We start from the raw sequence: 17,472 nt of genomic DNA on the forward strand, positions 1-17,472 counted from the left end.
TCCAAGCGATGTCTTTACTCAAGACAGTGCAAAAAAAACACCGCTGATTGCAATCAGCGGTGTTTTAGTTTTCCAGCCTCAAGCGTTTTGCGGCATCTCCCCGTTGGCCAGACGCTTGTTGATGTCGGCGATCACTTCCGGCAGATCGCTGATGGTGTCGATCATGTAATGCGGCCGCGAACTTGCGAACAGCGCGTGGATGCGCTTGCGCTCGCTGGCCAGTTCATCGCTGCCCAACGCGCGGAAACCTTCATAGTCCAGACCCAGCGCGTTGCCCGAGCAAATCAGCGCAACCGTCCACATGCCGGCCCGGCGACCTTCGAGAATGCCCGGCACGGTGTCGTCGATCTTCACGCACGCTGCAACATCGTCGATGCCCAGAGCGATGACATTGGCCAACGCTTGCGCCGGCCATGGACGACCGTTTGGCACTTCGTCGGTGGCGACCACGTGGTCGGCGACGTAGCCGTTGCTGGCGGCGAGTTCGACGACTTTGTCCATGACCGCTTTCGGGTAACCGGAGCAGGAACCGATCTTGATCCCTTGCGCGCGCAGTTGGGCGATGGCGTCCAGCGCGCCGGGAATCAGTGCCGAGTGCTCGGCGATTTTCTCGATCTGCAACGGCATGAAGCGGTTGTAGATAGCGGTGACGTCATCGTCGGTCGGCGTGCGACCGAATACCTTGCGATAACGCTCGGCCACTTGCGGCTGATCACAGAGGGTGCGGATGTGGTCCCACTTGCCCATGCCCATCGGCCCACGGGCTTCTTCGATCGATACCTGGACATCGAACTCGGCGAAGGCTTCGACGAAGATCTGCGTCGGCGCGAACGAGCCGAAATCGACCACGGTACCGGCCCAGTCGAGGATCGCGGCTTGCAGCTTGCTTGGATTGGTGTAGTTCATGGCGTGAATTCCTGATTTGAATATGAGATCAAAATGTGGGAGCGAGCCTGCTCGCGAAAGCGGTCTGACATCAGCCTATGTGTCGCCTAAGACGACGCTTTCGCGAGCAGGCTCGCTCCCACAGGGGATTTATGGTGAGGCTCAGATATCGAGCACTTCCATCTCGCGCAGCACTTCACCCACTGCTGCCACGGCCTGGCGCATTTCGTCCGGGGTGACGTGGCCGATGCAGCCGACGCGGAAAGTTTCGACCTGGGTCAGCTTGCCGGGGTAGAGGATGTAACCCTTGGCCTTGACCCGCTCGTAGAACTCCTTGAACTGGTAGCGCGGATCCTGTGGGGCATGGAACGTGGCGATGATCGGCGCCTGAATCGCCGCCGGCAGGAAGCTGCGCAAGCCGAGCTTGTTCATCTCTTCCATCAGCGCCTGACAGTTGGCCGCATAACGCGCATGCCGCGCCGGCAGGCCGCCTTCTTCGCTGTATTGCAGTAGCGCTTCGTGCAGCGCCGCGACCACATGGGTGGGCGGGGTGAAGCGCCATTGCCCGGTTTTCATCATGTAGGCGTGCTGGTCGTACAGGTCCATCGCCAGCGAGTGCGAGTTACCGGCAGATGCGGCCAGTGATTCCTTGCGGGCGAAGACAAAACCCATCCCCGGTACGCCTTCCAGGCACTTGCCGGAGGCGGCGATCAGCGCGTCGAACGGTACGTTTTGCGCATCCACGGGCAATGCGCCGAATGAGCTCATGGCGTCGATGATCAGGCGTTTGCCGTGTTGCGCAACGACCTCGGCGATCTCGGCCAGCGGATTGAGAATGCCGGTGCTGGTTTCGCAGTGGATCAGCGCCACGTGGGTGATGTCAGCGTCGGCGCGGAGCAAGCGGTCGACGTCGGCGGCGGTGGTCGGTTCGTCTTCGGCGGTTTCGAAGGTGCTGAACGAGCGGCCGAGCACTTCGCAGATTTTCGCCAGGCGCTTGCCGTACGCGCCATTGATCAGCACGAGGATTTTGCCGTCGCGCGGCACCAGCGTGCCGATCGCCGCTTCGACGGCAAAGGTGCCGCTGCCCTGTAACGGTACGCAATGGTGGCTGGCGGCGCCGTTGAGGATGGCCAGCAATTGCTCGCACAGGCTGGCGGTCAGCTGGTTGAAGCGGTCATCCCACGAACCCCAATCGACCATCATGGCCTGACGGGTGCGGGCCGAAGTGGTCAACGGGCCGGGAGTGAGCAGAATCGGTGCGGCGGTACTCATTCGTGTGTCCTCGCGAAAACGCTGTGGGATGAAGCTACGGGGCCTACGTTGCAATTCGCCGTTGCATCAATCAAATTGTTTGTTGTTATGCCAGCCATCAGTGAGGGTTATCCATGAATCTGTTTCAGCTGCGCGCCTTCGATGCCGTGGCCCGCGAAGGCAGCTTCACCCGCGCGGCTGCGCGGTTGTTCATCAGCCAGCCGGCAGTCACCGGACACATCAAGGCACTGGAAGAGCATTACCAGATCACCTTGCTGCGGCGCACCGCGCGACGGGTGGAATTGACCGAGGAGGGCACCAAACTGGCAGCGATCACCCGCGCCATGTTCGGCCTGGCGGAAGAAGCGCAGATGCTGCTCGAGGCCAATCGGCAGTTACTGACCGGGCGTCTGGAGGTGGCGGCGGATGGGCCGCACATGGTCATGCCGATGCTGGCGAGCCTGCGCGCACGCTATCCGGGCATCACCGTGAATCTGCGTCTGGGCAACGCGCAGGAAACCCTGGCGGCGCTGTTGTCGGAACACGCCGATGTCGCGGTGCTGACCGAGGTCGAGCCGCGCAAGGGCCTGCATCTGCAAGCGCTGAGCGAATCGCGGATCTGCGCGCTGGTGCCGGCGGGGCATCGCTGGGCAAATCGCTCCGGGGAAATGACACTCAAGGAGCTGGACCAAGTGATCATGGTCCTGCGCGAGCCAAGTTCGATTACCCGGCGCACGTTTGACCAGGCGTGTGCACATGCGTCGATTCAGCCGCGGGTGTTGCTGGAGCTGGACAGTCGCGAGGCGGTGACCGAAGCGGTCGCGGCCGAGTTGGGGGTCGGTGTGGTGTCATCGGTGGAGGTCAGTCATGACCCGCGCGTGGTGGCGATCCCGATTGCCGGGGAAGGGCTGATGAACCGGCACATGATTGGCTGCATGGAGCGCCGGCGCGAGTTGCGCTTGATTCAGGCGTTTTTTGATCTGGCGCTAGCCGCACCGTGATCGTTCCCCACGCTCTGCGTGGGAACGCAGCCCGGGACGCTCTGCGTCCCATCCAATAGCCGAACGCGGAGCGTCCGTTGAGGCATTCCCACGCAGAGCGTGGGACCGATCAGGACAGGGAGTGAGTCAGGTCAGGCTCTCGCGAACCATATCGAGAAACGTCGCCACCACCCGCCGCGAACTCTGTTCGCGCAAGCACACCAGGGTTTCGGTCAGGCGCCTCGTGCAGTCGGTGATCGGCAACGCGCAGACCCGTGAGTCGGCGCCGAACTCCGCCGCTGAAACCACACCAACCCCGATCCCCACTACCACGGCTTCGCGCGCCGCTTCCCGACCTTCAACCTGAATTGCCGGGCGAATGCGCAAGCCCGCTCGAGCCATTTCCTCTTCCAGGGTCTGCCGGGTTACTGAGCCGATCTCACGCAGCACCAGTGGCGTGTCATCCAGATCGGCCAGACAGATCGATTCGCGCTCGGCCCACGGATGATTGCGCGAAACGAACGCCACCATCGGATCGTTGCGCAACGGCACGCACAGCAAGCGTTCATCGGTCACGTCGCGGCCGAGCAGCGCCAGATCGGCCTGATAGTTGAACAGGCGAAACAGCGATTCATCGGTATTGCCGGTTTCGATTTTCACGCTGATGCCCGGGTAGCGTTCGCAGAACCGCGCGATCTGCGGCAACACGTGCATCGGCGCGTCCACCGCGAGAATCAGGCTGCCGGTCTGCAGGGCCTGGGATTCCTGCAGCAATTCCTGCGCTTCGGCTTCGATCACGAACAGGCGCTGGGTGATCGCCAGCAGGCGCTCGCCAAGGTCGGTCAGGCGTACGGAACGTTTATTGCGGTGAAACAGCAGCACGCCGAAGCGTTCTTCGAGTTTGCGTACCTGGTCGGAAATCGCTGGTTGCGTCAGATAAAGCCGCTCGGCGGCGCGGGTGAAGCTGCCATGGACGGCCACCGCGTGGAACGCTTTGAGTTGGGCGTGAGAGACGGACATGGTGGCTCCAGTAACAAGCTCAGCTTATGTGTGAAATACGATAAATCGATTTTATTTATTAAACAGTAATTGCTTTGATCGGCTCACGCCATCGCTGGCTGCTCGGTCGAGCAGCGGCGCCGGCCCATGAGCCTGTGCGTGCAACAGCAGACTCATCTGACCGGTATCGCCGAAGGGAAGGGCGGTAACGCAGTGCTCAACAATAAAAAACACAGGCGTTTTTCTTAATCGATTCTGCCGGCACACTCACACCTTGAGGTCAGAACCACCATGAACAAGCACATCGGCACCCTGGCGCGTTGGCGCGTGCAGATCTTCGCTATTACCTGGCTCGCGTACGCCGCGTTCTACTTCACCCGCAAAGCATTTTCGGTAGCCAAACTGGGCATCGCCGAAGACCCTGATTTCACCCTCGACAAAATGGCCATGGCCAACCTCGACGCGATCTATCTGGCGGCGTATGCCCTCGGACAGTTCACCTGGGGCATGCTCGCCGATCGCTTTGGCCCGCGAGTGGTGGTGCTTGGCGGTTTGCTGATATCCGCCGCTGCGGCGCTGGTGATGGGCAGTTTCGCTACATTGCCGATCTTCGCCACGTGCATGTTGATTCAAGGTCTGGCGCAGTCCACTGGCTGGTCCGGGCTGTGTAAAAACCTTGGCAGCTTCTTCCCGTCAGAGCAGCGCGGGCGCGTGCTCGGCTTGTGGAGTTCCTGTTACGCGTTTGGTGGTCTGGTCGCCTCGCCGTTCGCCGGCTGGTGGGCCTACACGCTGGTCGGCACCTGGCACGCGGCATTCATTTCCAGCGCGGCGGTGGTCGCGGTGGTGGCCGTGCTGTTCTTTGTCTTCCAGCGCAACAAACCGGAAGACGTCGGCTTGCCGGCGGTGGAGCCCGAGCCGGAACTGACCGCCGAAGAAACCGCAGCCAACAGCAAACTCAGCGTGTGGGAGCCGTTGAAGGAAATCCTGCGCAACCGCACGGTGCTGGTGCTGGGCCTGGCGTATTTCCTGTTGAAACCGGCGCGCTACGCGATTCTGTTGTGGGGCCCGGTGATTGTTTTCGAGCAGATGCCCAGTGTCGGCAAGGTCGGCGCGGCGATCATTCCCACCGCGTTTGAACTGGCCGGATTGCTCGGGCCGATCATGATCGGCCTGGCCTCGGACAAACTCTTCGGCGCCCGACGCATGCCGGCCTGCGTGCTGAGTCTGCTGGCGCTGACCGTGACGCTGGCGTTGTTCATGGCCGCGCTGAACACCGGCAGCGTGTTGTTGGTCGTCGCGTTGCTGTTCGTCATGGGCCTGACGTTGTACGGCCCGGACTCGATGATCAGCGGTGCGGCGGCCATCGATTTCGGCAAGGCCAAGGCCGGTGCCACCGCCGCCGGTTTCGTCAACGGCTGCGGCTCCGTTGGCGCGGTGCTCGGCGGTTTGCTGCCGGGCTACTTCGACTCGGTGACGGTGTTTATCGTCTTCGCCGGATGCGCGCTGTTCTCGGCGCTGGTGCTGATTCCGCACTGGAACAGTCGGCCGGTCGGCGTGATGGAGCCGCGCGCGGCGATCCCCAACTGCCCGCTGAGCGTCAAACCGCTGCGTTCCTGAAACCCTTCGCCCCGTGGCCTGCTGCGCGGTGCGCGGCAGGCTGCGTCGTGGCTATCTGACTGGAGATTTCCCATGCGACCGTTCTGGCTCGAGCAAGCCTTGCAGGCCGACCCATCCGAGCAGTGTCTACCGCTGCAAGGCGAGGTGCGCACGGATGTGTGCATCGTTGGCGGCGGCTACACCGGATTGTGGACGGCGATCATGCTCAAGGAGCAAAACCCGGAGCTGGAGGTGCTGCTGATCGAAGCAGACATCTGCGGTGCCGGCGCCAGTGGCCGTAACGGTGGTTGCGCTCTGTCATGGTCGGCCAAGTATTTCACCCTGGAGCGCTTGTTCGGCGTCGAAGAAGCAGTGCGTCTGGTCAGGGAATCGGAGCGCAGCATCCATGCGATCGGCGAGTTCTGCGAGCAGTACGGCGTCGATGCCGACTACCGCCTCGACGGCACGCTGTACACCGCGACCAATCGCGCCCAGGTCGGCGCAACTGACGCGGTGATCGCGGCGCTGGAGCGTAACGGCATCAACTCGTTCAGCCAGCGCCCGCTCGCCGATGTGCAGCGCATGGCTGGCTCAGCAAAACATCTGGAGGGCTGGTTTTCCCCGGCGGCCGCCAGCGTGCAACCGGGCAAACTGGTGCGCGGTCTGCGCCGGGTGGCGCTGCAATTGGGCGTGAAGATACATGAAGGCACGGCGATGACCGGACTGGAAGAGGGCCGCCCGGCACGTATTCATACGCCCTGCGGCAAGGTCATCGCCGACCGTGTGGTGCTGGCGATGAACGCGTGGATGGCCCGCGCGTTTCCTCAATTCGAGCGCAGTGTGGCGATTGTTTCCAGTGACATGCTGATCACCGAACCGCGTCCGGAGCTGCTGCAGCAAATCGGTTTGACCAGCGGCGTCAGCGTCCTCGATTCGCGGATTTTCGTGCATTACTACCACAACACCCCGGACGGCCGGATCATGCTCGGCAAGGGCGGCAACACCTTCGCCTATGGCGGGCGGATGCTGCCGGTGTTCGATCAGCCGTCGCCTTATGCCGGATTGCTCAAGCGCAGTCTCGCGGATTTTTTCCCGGCGTTCGCCGAGGTCAAAATCGACGCGACGTGGAACGGCCCGTCGGATCGTTCGGTGACCGGTTTGCCGTTTTTCGGCCAGATGAGCTTGGCGGGCAATGTGTTTTACGGCTTCGGTTATTCCGGCAGCGGCGTCGGCCCGTGTCACATGGGCGGGCAGATTCTCGCCGCGCTGGTGCAGGGCCTGGATAACCCGTGGACCCGTTCGCCGCTGGTCAACGGGCCGCTGGGTTATTTCCCGCCGGAACCGATTCGCTACCTCGGCTCGCTGATGGTGCGCAACGCCATCCGCCGCAAGGAGCGCGCCGAAGATCACGGGCGCCGGCCTCGGCATCTGGACGTGCGCCTGGCGAAATTCGCGGCGGCGGCGGGCAAGGCGGACAAAGGCTGAAGCGCCAATCAATGCTCGGCGCGGTGGCTCAGCCAGTCGAGCAACAGGCTGTCGCGCGCGGGTTCTGATTCGCGCTCCGGCGGCTGGCGTGCGTGGCTGAGGCACAGGATCGGTCGGTCCGGATCGCTGTCGAGGAAACTCACCCACACTTCACTGCCGGCACGCGGTAATTGATCGACCGCGACGGGGCCGCTGAGCCGACTCATGGCGATCGGCAGCCACAGGGCGTCGCTGGCGGATTTATTCTCAGCCGGCCACAGGCTTACAGCGACGCAGCCGTTTTCGTCCACTTGCGCAGGTTGCCCAGGCGCACCCGCGACTTTTGCCAAGTGATAACCGGCAATATTCGGGCGAGCTTGTTTGAGTGGCGGACGGAAATCGGTCGACCAGGGCTGCGCAGTGAAGTCGTTGTGATAACGCTGAACGCTTGGCGTCGGATCAAGGATCGAAGGGTGCTGCCCTTGGTGGCGCACGGCGCATATGAGCCATTGTTCGTTGAAATGATGAATCGGGTGGTCGGCCACAAGCAGCAGTCGTCCACTGAGCAAATCGCTGCAATCACTGCGCCCGTGAATGGAGCGCAACTGGCAGCGCTGGCGTTGCAGATGGCGCCGGCTGCGCTGTTCGGCGTGCAGACGTTCCGGCGATCGCGCGGGCATCGGCAATTCGGTGGAGACTTCGTTGGCGGCTTCGGCGTTGCCGGTTGGCTGGCCACGATTGCGCACCGCATGCAGCACCGGCACCGGCGCCGCGCGATGTTGTTGATAGAGTGCGCTGACGCAGGGCGATGGTGGTTGCTCATCAGCATTGAAAGGGATTTCGACCGGTTCCTGCGGCAGGCTCAGGCTGTCGTCGGCGAACACCACGACGTGTCCGTCCGGCCCGTGTTCGAAGTGATAGTGGATGCCTTCTTCTTCGCATAGCCGCTGCAGCAGGGCCAGATCGCTTTCTTCGTACTGAATGCAAAACGCCCTTGCCGGGTAGTGACCGACGCTCATTTCAATGCGGTAGCTGTGCGCTGGCAGGGCATGTTCTTCGAGCAGTTGTTGAATGATCTGCGGCACACTCAGGTGAGTAAACACGCGGCGCTTGTGCGTATGCGCCAGTTGTTGCAGATGCGGCACCAGAATCAGTCGATAGCCGACCCGATGGGTTCCGCGATGTTCGCAGCTGGCGCTGGAAATGACGCCGTGGAACCCGTGCTGCTCACTGAGCCGCAGAAAGGCCGGCCGGTGCAGAAAGGATCCCGGGACGATGGCCGGGGCCAGGCCGAGCAGTTCGATGTCGAAACGGTAAGGCTGGTTCAGCGCTTCCTCGCCGCGAAAACGCACCACCGGCAGGCGCAATCCGCTGTCGGTCAGCGTAAGGGTGAAGGGACTTTCCTTGTCATTGAGCATTCGAGCAGGCCCTGTCAGGCGATACGGGGTCTCAAGGGTACGAAACCGTCGGCCTGAATGGTCATGTCAAAGGCGCTTTTCAGAATCCCCCTACATGCTTTGGTGAAGATGTCGATTCCGTCGGCTGTTTTTTTGGTCGATTGCCGACTTTAGGCCGTATAAACTTGCCGCCACGCGTCGGCCAATAGATGTCTCGGCGCCACAGATCAAGAGAGTGAGTAATGGGCGCACAGTGGAAGGTTAAACACAAAGAAGCGGCAGCCAACGCCAAAGGGAAGATCTTCGGCAAACTGGTGAAGGAAATCACCATTGCTGCACGCAACGGTGCCGATACCGCCACCAACGCACACCTGCGTCTGGTGGTCGAGCAGGCGAAGAAAGCCTCGATGCCAAAAGAAACCCTCGATCGCGCGATCAAGAAAGGCGCCGGTCTGCTGGGTGAAACCGTGCAATACCATCGCGTGACCTACGAAGGCTTCGCGCCGCATCAGGTGCCGCTGATCGTCGAATGCGTCACCGACAACATCAACCGCACCGTCGCGGAAATCCGCGTGGCGTTCCGCAAGGGCCAATTGGGCGCTTCCGGTTCGGTGGCGTGGATGTTCAACCACGTCGGCATGATCGAAGCCTCGCCGGACAGCCCGGATGCCGATCCGGAAATGGCTGCGATCGAAGCCGGTGCCCAGGATTTCGAGCCGGGTGAAGAGGGCGCGACGCTGTTCCTCACCGACCCGACCGACCTCGACGCCGTGCAGAAAGCCCTGCCCGAACAAGGTTTCACCGTGTTGTCGGCGAAACTCGGCTACCAGCCGAAGAACCCGGTCAGCGGCTTGAGCGACGAGCAGATGGCTGAAGTCGAAGCGTTCCTCGAAGGCCTCGACAACCATGATGACGTGCAGGACATGTTTGTTGGTCTGGCTGGCTGATCTGTCGCGCCAGTAATGACCTCTTCGCGAGCAGGCTCGCTCCCACACTGGATGTATTTCAACTGTGGGAGCGAGCCTGCTGGCGAATGACCGCCCAGCGGTCACAGATTCTCCAGCACCTCGATGACTTCACTGAACCCCGGCCGCCCCAGCACATCGGCCTGACAGCAACGTCGTTCCAGCGCCTCCAGGTGCGCGCGCCGCTCCGTACTCAATCCTGAGTCGACACGCTCCAGCAATTCCCCCAACAACACACCGAACGCACGGACTTCCAGGCGCTGCAATGCGCGCGTCTGCACATCATCGCCGGTGGCATGAAACGAGGCCGCGCCGAAATCCCCGAGCAGACAATCGCCGCGATCGTTCAGCAGAATGTTGTGGCCATACAGATCGCCGTGGGTGATGCCTTGGCGGTGCAGGTGCTCGGCCGCTGAGGCGATGCCTTTGGCGACGCGCAGGGCGACCTCGGTGGAGAAGCGGCAACCTTCGGCATAAACATCCCGCGAACACGAGTCCAGGCTGGGCAAACCGGCGAGATTGCCGAAGCTCGGATCAATCAGTTGCATCACCAGCCCCTGCTGTTGATCGGGATGGCCGCTGATGCGCCCTTCGACGCGGATCAGGTTCGGGTGCAGGCCTGCGGTGATGCAGGCGTTCATCTCATGCAGCGGCGAGCCGTCGCTGGTCATCTCGCCTTTGTACAGCTTCACCGCAACCGCCTGCGCCGTGCCATCGTCACGCTGCCAGACCGCCCGGGAAATCACCCCGGAAGCGCCTTCGCCCAGTTGCTGCTCCAGGCGCAGCGCCGACCAGTCGATCAGCGGCGTGGCCTCAAGGGCAGCGGCATCGGCTTCGGTCTCCAGCGGATTGCCGGCGTAGGCCAGCCAGGTCAGGCTCGGCAAGGTCAGCAACCACTGCGGCAGTTCGCTGAGTTGATTGGCAGCGATGCGCAGCAATTCCAGCCGATGGCAGTGACGCAGGGAGTCTGGCAGCGATTGCAGGCGATTGCCGGCGAGCATGAGCTTCTGCAAAGCGCGGCGTTCACCGAGTTCGCTGGGCAGGCTTTCGATGCGGTTATCGGTGAGGATCAGCCAGCGCAGCTGCGGCGGCAGGGCGGCACCGGGCACATTGACGATACGGTTGGCCTTGAAGCCGACCATGGTCAGCGCGGTGCACTGGCCGAGGCACGCCGGCAGTTCGCTGAACTGGTTGTCGGAGCAGAACAGCACACGCAGGCGGGTCAGGCGGTGCAGGTCAGCGGGCAGGCTGGATAACGCGTTGCCGCTGAGGTTAAGCACTTCCAGCGTCTCGGCCAGTTGGAAAATTTCGTTGGGGAATTCGGTCAGCCCGCAGGACAGGTCGAGGCGGGTGATGCCTGACAGTTCGCCGGCGCGCAGTTGAGCAAGGGTGTGCATGTCTGGTTTCGCTATTGATCGGTGGAGCGACGCGGGGGCGCTGGAATGGGCGACATGATAGCGGTAAAGCGGATGCTGAACGGATTTTGAGTTGTCCCGGGACCTGGTGGGAGTCAGTTGGGTTCGTGGATTGCCTGCAATTGCCCCAACCGGCTGCGCGTGCGCGCCAGGTCAATGGCGTGACCTTCCAGGCTCTGGCCCAGCGGCAACCGGCCGAGCAGGGTCAGGTGTTTGTCCTGATCGTAGAGCACGTCAATCAGATTGATGAAGCGCTGCTGCACGGCGATCGGACATTCGCCGAGCTGCGGCAGCTCATCGATGATCCACTGGTCGAAACGCTGGCACAGTTGCAGATAATCCATCACTGCCGTTGGCTGTTCACACAGATCGTTGAAGGTGAACGCGACTCGCCGGCCTTGGCAAAAACGGGCCTGAAGCTGGCGCTTGCCAACTTCGAGGGCCAGGGCAGGCGCGTCGGCCGGTGGCAGGTCCAGAGTCTGACGTTGAGCTGCCGTCGCCGGCCAAACGTAATGTCCTTGGGTAAACACTTGATGCGTGTGTTGGCGGTTGAGTGCGCGGTAGTCGTGGGCGCCACCGACTTCCATCACTCGCATGCGCGTGTTGATCAGCTCGATCACCGGTTTGAAGCGCGCGTGATACAGCGGATTAGGCAGCAGGCCCTCGGGTGCATAGTTGGAGGTCACCAGCAGCATGATCTGCCGTTTGAACAGGGCCTTGAACAGCCGCGTGATCAGCATCGCGTCGCCGATGTCATGCACGTGAAACTCGTCGAAACACAGCACCTGGCAATCTTCCAGCAACTCATCCAGGGTGATTTCCAGCGCGTCTTCCTCCTGGCGATGACGGAACATGCCGTCGTGCAACCGAGCGAAGAACTGATGGAAATGCAGGCGGCGTTTGCGCGTGATCGGCAGCGCCTGGAAAAAACCGTCGAGCAACCAGCTCTTACCGCGCCCGACGGCGCCGTACAGGTACAGACTCGGCGGGGCGTGGCCGCTGTCGCCGAGCAGCACGCTGGCTTGCTGCGCCATGCAGTCGATGACTTGCTGCTGACTGCGGCTGAGGGTGTAGCCCTGGCTTTTGGCCTTGTCACGGAAATAATCGCGGATGGTCGCAGCATGAGCATCGTGCCCGGCGCTGGCGGGCAGGCCTTTGCCGAACAGGCGGCGCAGCAACGGCCAGCGTTGGCTCAGTCGTGATCGTTTCGGCGTTCGGGCGGGCACGCGGGACAGGCTCCTGTTCGATTGGGCGGGCTCCACCGGGAGCGCGGTGGCCCAAGTGTAACCAGAGCCCGGGCGTCGGCTCCATGAAATATCACCATCAGAACGGTGGCGATTGCTTGAGCAACTCTGCCGCCGGCGAGTCGGTCGGGCTGACCACCGCATAGTTGTAGCCCGGCCCTGACCAGTAATCGGCCTGCAGATCGCCATCGCTGCGCGAGCCACGCGGCAGCAGGGTGTTTTTCGGCCCCGGTGGACGCAGGTAGAAACTGACCTTGTGACCGCTGCCATCCTCATACATCACCATCGCCGCCGCGCCTTCATCGGTGCTGAGCAAGCGCCCGCTGACCGGCTCGAATCCGGCAGCTTTCAAGTCCGGCAAGCGCCCGGCACCACTGAAGTAGCGGTCGAGCCAACGCTGCATGTCGCCGTCGCTGTCGACCTTGTAATCGGCGGGCAGTACGCCTTGCTGGGCGATCAGGCGATAGGCTTGCAATGCGTCAGTCATCGGCAATTGCGCAGGGCGCACCAAGGTCATTTCCCGTGCCTGCCAGCCACTGAAACCGCCGATGCTCACGGCAATCAGCAACACCGCCGCGCTGGCCAGGTGGCGACGGGACTGCTGGCGGCGGCGCTGGCGAATCATCATCGGGTCGAGCGCCGGATTGGCCGGTTGCTGCAAGGCGCCACTCAGCGCTGCGCGCAACTGCTGGGCGTCGCGTTGCCAGGCGCGCACCTGCGCTGCTTCTTCAGGGTGGCTGGCCAGCCAGGTCTCGAGCACGCGCCGATCGGCGTCGCTGAGCTGGTGGTCGACGTAGGCGTGCAAATCTCGTTCGCTGGGAGGCAGGCTGATCATTTGAGTATCCGCAAGGAAGGGCTGTAGATTTCGCCGTCGCTGAGTTGGCGCAAGGCCTGGCGGGCGCGGGACAGGCGCGACATCACGGTGCCGATCGGGGCGCCGAGGATCTCGGCGACCTCTTTATAGGACAGGCCTTCCACCGAGACCATCAGCAGCAAAGCGCGCTGTTCGGTGGGCAGGCGTTCGAAGGCTTGCAGGGTCGACTGAGCAATCACCGTGCGTTCCACCGACGGCTCGGCATCGTCGCGACCGGTGAAAAATTCCAGCATCCGCGCATAGCGCCGCGAACGACGGTGCGCATCGAGAAATTGCCGATAGAGGATCGCGAACAGCCAAGCGCGCAAGTCGCCGTCAGCGCGTTTTTCGCCCCAGGCCGACAGCGCCCGCTCGAGGCTGGCCTGGACCAGATCGTCAGCGCTGCTGCTGTTGCGCGTCAACGACACGGCGAAGCGGCGCAATCTGGGAATGATTTCTCTCAACTGTTCGTCGAATTCGCTCATGAATTTCTGCTGGTCGCTACGCTGTGGACTAGGAAGACGCCCGTCAGCGCAGGTTATTCCCCGTGCGCAAAAATAAATACCGCGCCGTGGAATAAACCCAGACGGGGTGCGTCTTGCTGACTCTTTCCACTTGTGGCCGATGGCCTGGAGATATTCATGGTTGATCGCTCGTCCCCCAACGCTGCACCGCCCGGCAGGCCGCCGCGCCAGCCACTGAGCGCCGCGAGCCTGGTTCTACGTCTGGGCGGCATTGCCGTGATAGTCGCCGCCGTGGCCGGGGCGTTTGCCTACGTGCATGGCAACTTTGACCCACAACGATTGACGCCAAAAGCGTTGGTCGATGTGCTGGAAAAGAACAACGGCGTGCATCCCGGCTTTCGTCGCAATCACGCCAAGGGCGTGTGCGTGATCGGCCATTTCGAAAGCAGTGGCGAGGCGCGGGCATTCTCTACAGCACAAGTGTTCAACCTGCCGCAGACACCGGTGGTGGGTCGTTTTGCCTTGCCGGCGGGCAATCCCTATGCGCCGGACAGCGCCGTACCGATCCGCAGTCTGGCGCTGCGCTTCACCCAGGCGAACGGTCAGCAATGGCGCACCGGCATGAACAGCATGCCGGTGTTTCCGGTGGGCACGCCTGAAGCGTTCTACCAATTGCAGCAGGCGCAGTCGCCGGATCCAGCCACTGGCAAGCCCGACCCGACGAAGGTGCCGGCGTTCTTCGCTGCACACCCGGAAGCCGTGCCGTTCTTGACGTGGGTGAAGACCGCCAAGCCTTCGGCCAGCTACGCCACCGAAACCTATAACAGCATCAATGCGTTCTATCTGGTCGATGGCAACGGTAAAAAACAGGCCGTACGCTGGAGCATGACCCCGTTGGCGCAGGACGCGGCAGGTGCCACGGCCCCTGAAGGCGCGGACTTTCTCGAGAAGGATCTGGTGCAACGCCTGGCCGCCGCACCCTTGCGCTTCCAGTTGAATATCACCCTGGCCAACGCCGACGACCCGGTCAACGATGCCAGCAAGACCTGGCCCGCAAATCGCAAAGTGCTGAATGCCGGGACTCTGGTGCTGGAGAAAACCCAGCCGCAGCTGAGTGGCGAATGCCGTGACATCAACTACGACCCGCTGGTGCTGCCGGCCGGGATTCAAGGCTCGGAAGATCCACTGCTGGCCGCGCGTTCTGCTGGCTACGCCGATTCCTACCTGCGTCGCACCAGTGAAGTCAGCCAGTTGCCCGCCGCCAAACAGGAGGCTCGTCCATGAGCAAGCAACCGACGCATTTCGTTTTGCTGGCGCGCCTGCTGCACTGGCTGATGGCGCTGATGATCATCGCCATGCTGTTTATCGGCGCGGGCATGGTCACTTCGGTGTCGTCTCGCCATGAATGGCTGATTCATTTGCACAAGCCGCTGGGCATCGCGATTCTGGCGCTGGTGATCGTGCGCCTGCTGGTGCGCTTCACCACACGACAACCGCCACTGCCGGATGATCTGCCGGGCTGGCAGGTGCTGGCAGCCAAGGCTTCCCACGTCTTGTTGTATGCGTTGATGCTGGTGTTGCCGTTGCTCGGCTGGGCGATGATCAGTGCCTCGGGCGAGCCGGTAATGCTCACGGCGTCGCTGCATCTGCCGTCGATTGTGCCGGCCGATGCGCAACTGTTTGCGGTGCTGCGCAAGTCGCACGGCTATTTGGCGTATCTGCTGTTTCTGACGGTGCTGCTGCACCTGGCGGCGGCGCTGTTCCATGGCTGGGTACGCCGTGACGAAGTGCTCGACAGCATGTTGCGCGGGCGTGATCGCGGCTGACCCTATAACGCAAAAGATCGCAGGCCGGCTGCGATCTTTTGTTGTTACAGAGGAGGGGATCAGCGCAGGGTGTCGACCATGTCGGCGAGGGTGGTCAGCACATCCTTGCCCAATTGCTTGGAACGTTTGCCCGACCAACCGGTGATCTTGTCCGGGTGGTCGTCGTGGTCCTTGAACGGCATCTCCAGGGTCAGCGACAGGCAATCGTACTTCTGCCCGACGCTGTTGCAGGCCAGGGTCATGTTGGCCTGTCCCGGTTCGTCGCGGGTGTAGCCGTAGGTGGTCTGGAAGTCTTTGGTGGTGTGCTTCAGATGGCTGCGGAAATGCTCTTCAAGCTTTTCGATGCGCGGTGTAAAGCCAGGATTGCCTTCACAGCCGGCGGTAAAGACGTGGGGGATTTCCTCGTCGCCGTGCACGTCGATAAACGCATCGACGCCATATTTTTCCATCTGCTGCTGGACGAAAAGCACTTCCGGACTGATGTCCTGGCTGGCGTTCTGCCAGGCCCGGTTCAAGTCCTGGCCCATGGCGTTGGTGCGCAGGTGGCCGTGGAAGGCGCCGTCCGGATTCATGTTCGGCACCAGATACAGATCGGCGCTGGCCAGCAGTTTGTTCAGAATTGGGTCGTCATGGCGTTCCAGACGCTCGATCACGCCTTCCATGAACCATTCCGCCATGTGCTCGCCCGGGTGCTGCTGGGCAATGATCCAGATCTTGCGCTGGCCTTCGGCGCCACTGCCTTTGCGCAGCAATTGAATGTCACGGCCTTCGACACTTTTGCCGGTCGCCAGCAATTCGGTGCCAGCCTTGCTCAGCGCCTGCTCGATGAGCCAGTCGTGACGGCCGCGGCTGTAGGGTTCGAAGTAGGCGAACCAGGCGTGAGTCTGTTCGGCTTCGAGGCAGAAGCGCAGGCTGTCGCCTTCGAAGCTGGTAGGGATACGGAACCAGTTGACGTGGTCGTAGGAAGCGACTGCCTGATAACCGGTCCAGGCTTTGTTGTAGGAGGACTGGCTGGCATTGACCAGGCGAAACCAGTGCTCCTGATGCACATGCAGGCCGCTGGCTTTGAAGTGGAACCACTGAAAATGAGCGCTGCGGGTGTCCGGACGGATGGCCAGAACCGGATTGAGCGGGTTGCTGATGTCGATGACTTGGATATTGCCGCTGTCGAAATTGGCGCTGATGTCGAACGAAGATTTGGCCACGGTCATAATCGCTTCCAGAACAGGATTTTTATGACCGGTACTTTACACGCAGGCAGGGCTGAAACCGAGGGGAATTGCGGGCGTAGCGGGGGGCGTCTTCCGTGACGCGCCAGCAGCTTAGAGGCTATGCGATTGATTCTCAAGTGCTGATTGCCATTAGTTTTGCCCAATGTCGCCGGGCTCGGCTTGCCAATCAATATTCTTTTGATATTATCCGCGCCATCGAATTTGCAGCACCTAAAGACTTCATTAGCCTGAAGACACAAGCCCGAAAAACGGGCAAAAAAAGACCCGGCAAAAAGCCGGGTCAAAAACCGTGATTAGCCTGATGAGGAGATAGTCCAGAAGACCGACCTAAGGTCTCTGGTCCATCGACTGATCTCGCGACCAGCTGCTTGCAATAATAATCATTATCATTTGCAAGTCAAATGTTTTTATCTGCGCGATGGGAAAATTCTTTCCTGTCCGCCCGGACCTTGTCCGCCGTTACTTCGTCGTTGTCGATCGAATGGTCGACCATCGCCCGCGCCATATCCACCATGTGCACCACCGAAAAGGCCAGATCGCGACTGGTGCCTTGCAGGTTTTCTGCGGCCTTGAACGCGGTGGCGGCTGCACATCGCAACAGATCCGAGGCATGCACCAGCGCTTCCTCGCCGCTGAGATGGCCTTTGACATTGAAAAAACGTTCGTCCGTCTCGGGTTCTGAAACAGCCGGTTTCAAGTAGTAGTCCAGCGCGCGCTGTGCGGCGGCATTGCCTTGAGGGGAGGTGAAGCTGGTGTCGATTTGCAAATCGGGCAGGTCTTTGCTGCTGATGTTCATCATGAAACGTCACTCCATGTTCGATTGAAAGTCCGTTTCCTTAGGATAGTACCGCCTGTATTTGTGACGAGAATTTAAATACTACAATATGTGTTTTGCCGGTCG

17 protein-coding genes are annotated in these 17,472 nt (G+C 61.6%); 7 read left to right on the plus strand and 10 right to left on the minus strand.

Features of this window, described 5'->3' with window-relative positions; translation table 11 throughout:
* Window positions 1–78: 78 nt before the first annotated feature.
* Window positions 79–906, minus strand: a complete 828-nt coding sequence (gene phnX, locus AAEZ10_RS00080) for a phosphonoacetaldehyde hydrolase (protein ID WP_122703718.1) — start codon at window positions 904–906, stop codon at window positions 79–81.
* Between the two features lie 141 nt (window positions 907–1,047).
* Entirely contained in the window at window positions 1,048–2,157 is a 1,110-nt protein-coding gene (locus AAEZ10_RS00085) for a 2-aminoethylphosphonate--pyruvate transaminase (protein ID WP_350566819.1), read from the minus strand.
* A 113-nt stretch (window positions 2,158–2,270) separates the two neighbouring features.
* Between AAEZ10_RS00085 and AAEZ10_RS00090 the strand changes: the two genes are divergently transcribed.
* Window positions 2,271–3,137 (plus strand): LysR substrate-binding domain-containing protein, encoded by an 867-nt coding sequence (locus tag AAEZ10_RS00090; RefSeq protein ID WP_350566822.1) that lies wholly within the window; start codon window positions 2,271–2,273, stop codon window positions 3,135–3,137.
* Window positions 3,138–3,263: 126 nt separating this feature from the next.
* Here the strand turns inward: AAEZ10_RS00090 and AAEZ10_RS00095 are convergent, their stop codons facing one another.
* Entirely contained in the window at window positions 3,264–4,136 is an 873-nt protein-coding gene (locus tag AAEZ10_RS00095; protein ID WP_350566825.1) for a LysR family transcriptional regulator, read from the minus strand.
* Between the two features lie 270 nt (window positions 4,137–4,406).
* On the opposite strand from AAEZ10_RS00095, the gene AAEZ10_RS00100 reads away from it, so the two are divergent.
* Both AAEZ10_RS00100 and AAEZ10_RS00105 read left to right on the plus strand, forming a co-directional pair.
* Window positions 4,407–5,732: an MFS transporter gene (locus AAEZ10_RS00100; RefSeq protein WP_073471333.1), complete on the plus strand. Its 1,326-nt coding sequence runs from the start codon at window positions 4,407–4,409 to the stop codon at window positions 5,730–5,732.
* Window positions 5,733–5,804: 72 nt separating this feature from the next.
* Entirely contained in the window at window positions 5,805–7,196 is a 1,392-nt protein-coding gene (locus tag AAEZ10_RS00105) for an FAD-dependent oxidoreductase (protein ID WP_350566828.1), read from the plus strand.
* 8 nt (window positions 7,197–7,204) lie between these two features.
* Here AAEZ10_RS00105 and AAEZ10_RS00110 read toward each other — a convergent pair whose 3' ends face one another.
* A complete protein-coding gene (locus AAEZ10_RS00110) occupies window positions 7,205–8,593 on the minus strand; it encodes a type VI secretion system Vgr family protein (protein ID WP_350566831.1) in 1,389 nt (462 codons plus the stop codon).
* 221 nt (window positions 8,594–8,814) lie between these two features.
* On the opposite strand from AAEZ10_RS00110, the gene AAEZ10_RS00115 reads away from it, so the two are divergent.
* Window positions 8,815–9,519: a YebC/PmpR family DNA-binding transcriptional regulator gene (locus AAEZ10_RS00115; RefSeq protein WP_073471330.1), complete on the plus strand. Its 705-nt coding sequence runs from the start codon at window positions 8,815–8,817 to the stop codon at window positions 9,517–9,519.
* A gap of 101 nt (window positions 9,520–9,620) precedes the next feature.
* Here AAEZ10_RS00115 and AAEZ10_RS00120 read toward each other — a convergent pair whose 3' ends face one another.
* The 4 genes from AAEZ10_RS00120 to AAEZ10_RS00135 form a co-directional block, all read right to left on the minus strand.
* Window positions 9,621–10,934: a protein kinase gene (locus AAEZ10_RS00120; protein WP_350566834.1), complete on the minus strand. Its 1,314-nt coding sequence runs from the start codon at window positions 10,932–10,934 to the stop codon at window positions 9,621–9,623.
* Window positions 10,935–11,047: 113 nt separating this feature from the next.
* Window positions 11,048–12,178, minus strand: coding sequence for a cell division protein ZapE (gene zapE / locus AAEZ10_RS00125; protein ID WP_350566837.1), 1,131 nt, complete (start codon window positions 12,176–12,178; stop codon window positions 11,048–11,050).
* Between the two features lie 97 nt (window positions 12,179–12,275).
* Window positions 12,276–13,031 carry an anti-sigma factor family protein gene (locus tag AAEZ10_RS00130; RefSeq protein WP_122703728.1) on the minus strand — a complete coding sequence of 252 codons (756 nt, stop codon included), beginning with the start codon at window positions 13,029–13,031 and terminating at the stop codon, window positions 12,276–12,278.
* Complete coding sequence (locus AAEZ10_RS00135) at window positions 13,028–13,534, minus strand: sigma-70 family RNA polymerase sigma factor (protein ID WP_122750580.1); 507 nt, start codon at window positions 13,532–13,534, stop codon at window positions 13,028–13,030. Before AAEZ10_RS00135 ends, AAEZ10_RS00130 begins: the two co-directional genes overlap by 4 nt.
* 156 nt (window positions 13,535–13,690) lie before the next feature.
* Here AAEZ10_RS00135 and AAEZ10_RS00140 point away from each other — a divergent pair, with 156 nt between their 5' ends.
* Together AAEZ10_RS00140 and AAEZ10_RS00145 are read left to right on the plus strand one after the other, a co-directional pair.
* Window positions 13,691–14,797, plus strand: a complete 1,107-nt coding sequence (locus tag AAEZ10_RS00140; RefSeq protein ID WP_350566841.1) for a catalase family peroxidase — start codon at window positions 13,691–13,693, stop codon at window positions 14,795–14,797.
* Entirely contained in the window at window positions 14,794–15,339 is a 546-nt protein-coding gene (locus tag AAEZ10_RS00145) for a cytochrome b (protein WP_024013443.1), read from the plus strand. Before AAEZ10_RS00140 ends, AAEZ10_RS00145 begins: the two co-directional genes overlap by 4 nt.
* Before the next feature lie 59 nt (window positions 15,340–15,398).
* On the opposite strand, the gene AAEZ10_RS00150 is transcribed toward AAEZ10_RS00145, so the two are convergent.
* Window positions 15,399–16,550 (minus strand): M14 family metallopeptidase, encoded by a 1,152-nt coding sequence (locus tag AAEZ10_RS00150; RefSeq protein WP_350566844.1) that lies wholly within the window; start codon window positions 16,548–16,550, stop codon window positions 15,399–15,401.
* Between the two features lie 95 nt (window positions 16,551–16,645).
* Here AAEZ10_RS00150 and AAEZ10_RS00155 point away from each other — a divergent pair, with 95 nt between their 5' ends.
* The gene (locus tag AAEZ10_RS00155; protein WP_073471324.1) at window positions 16,646–16,864 is read left to right on the plus strand and encodes a hypothetical protein; all 219 of its coding nucleotides are present in this window, start codon (window positions 16,646–16,648) and stop codon (window positions 16,862–16,864) included.
* A 104-nt stretch (window positions 16,865–16,968) separates the two neighbouring features.
* Here the strand turns inward: AAEZ10_RS00155 and AAEZ10_RS00160 are convergent, their stop codons facing one another.
* Window positions 16,969–17,367 (minus strand): DUF6124 family protein, encoded by a 399-nt coding sequence (locus tag AAEZ10_RS00160; RefSeq protein WP_038862224.1) that lies wholly within the window; start codon window positions 17,365–17,367, stop codon window positions 16,969–16,971.
* Window positions 17,368–17,472 lie beyond the last annotated feature (105 nt).

The sequence above is a fragment of the Pseudomonas sp. H26/SER47-MNA-CIBAN-0231 genome (assembly GCF_040310465.1).
GTDB lineage: Bacteria > Pseudomonadota > Gammaproteobacteria > Pseudomonadales > Pseudomonadaceae > Aquipseudomonas > Aquipseudomonas atacamensis.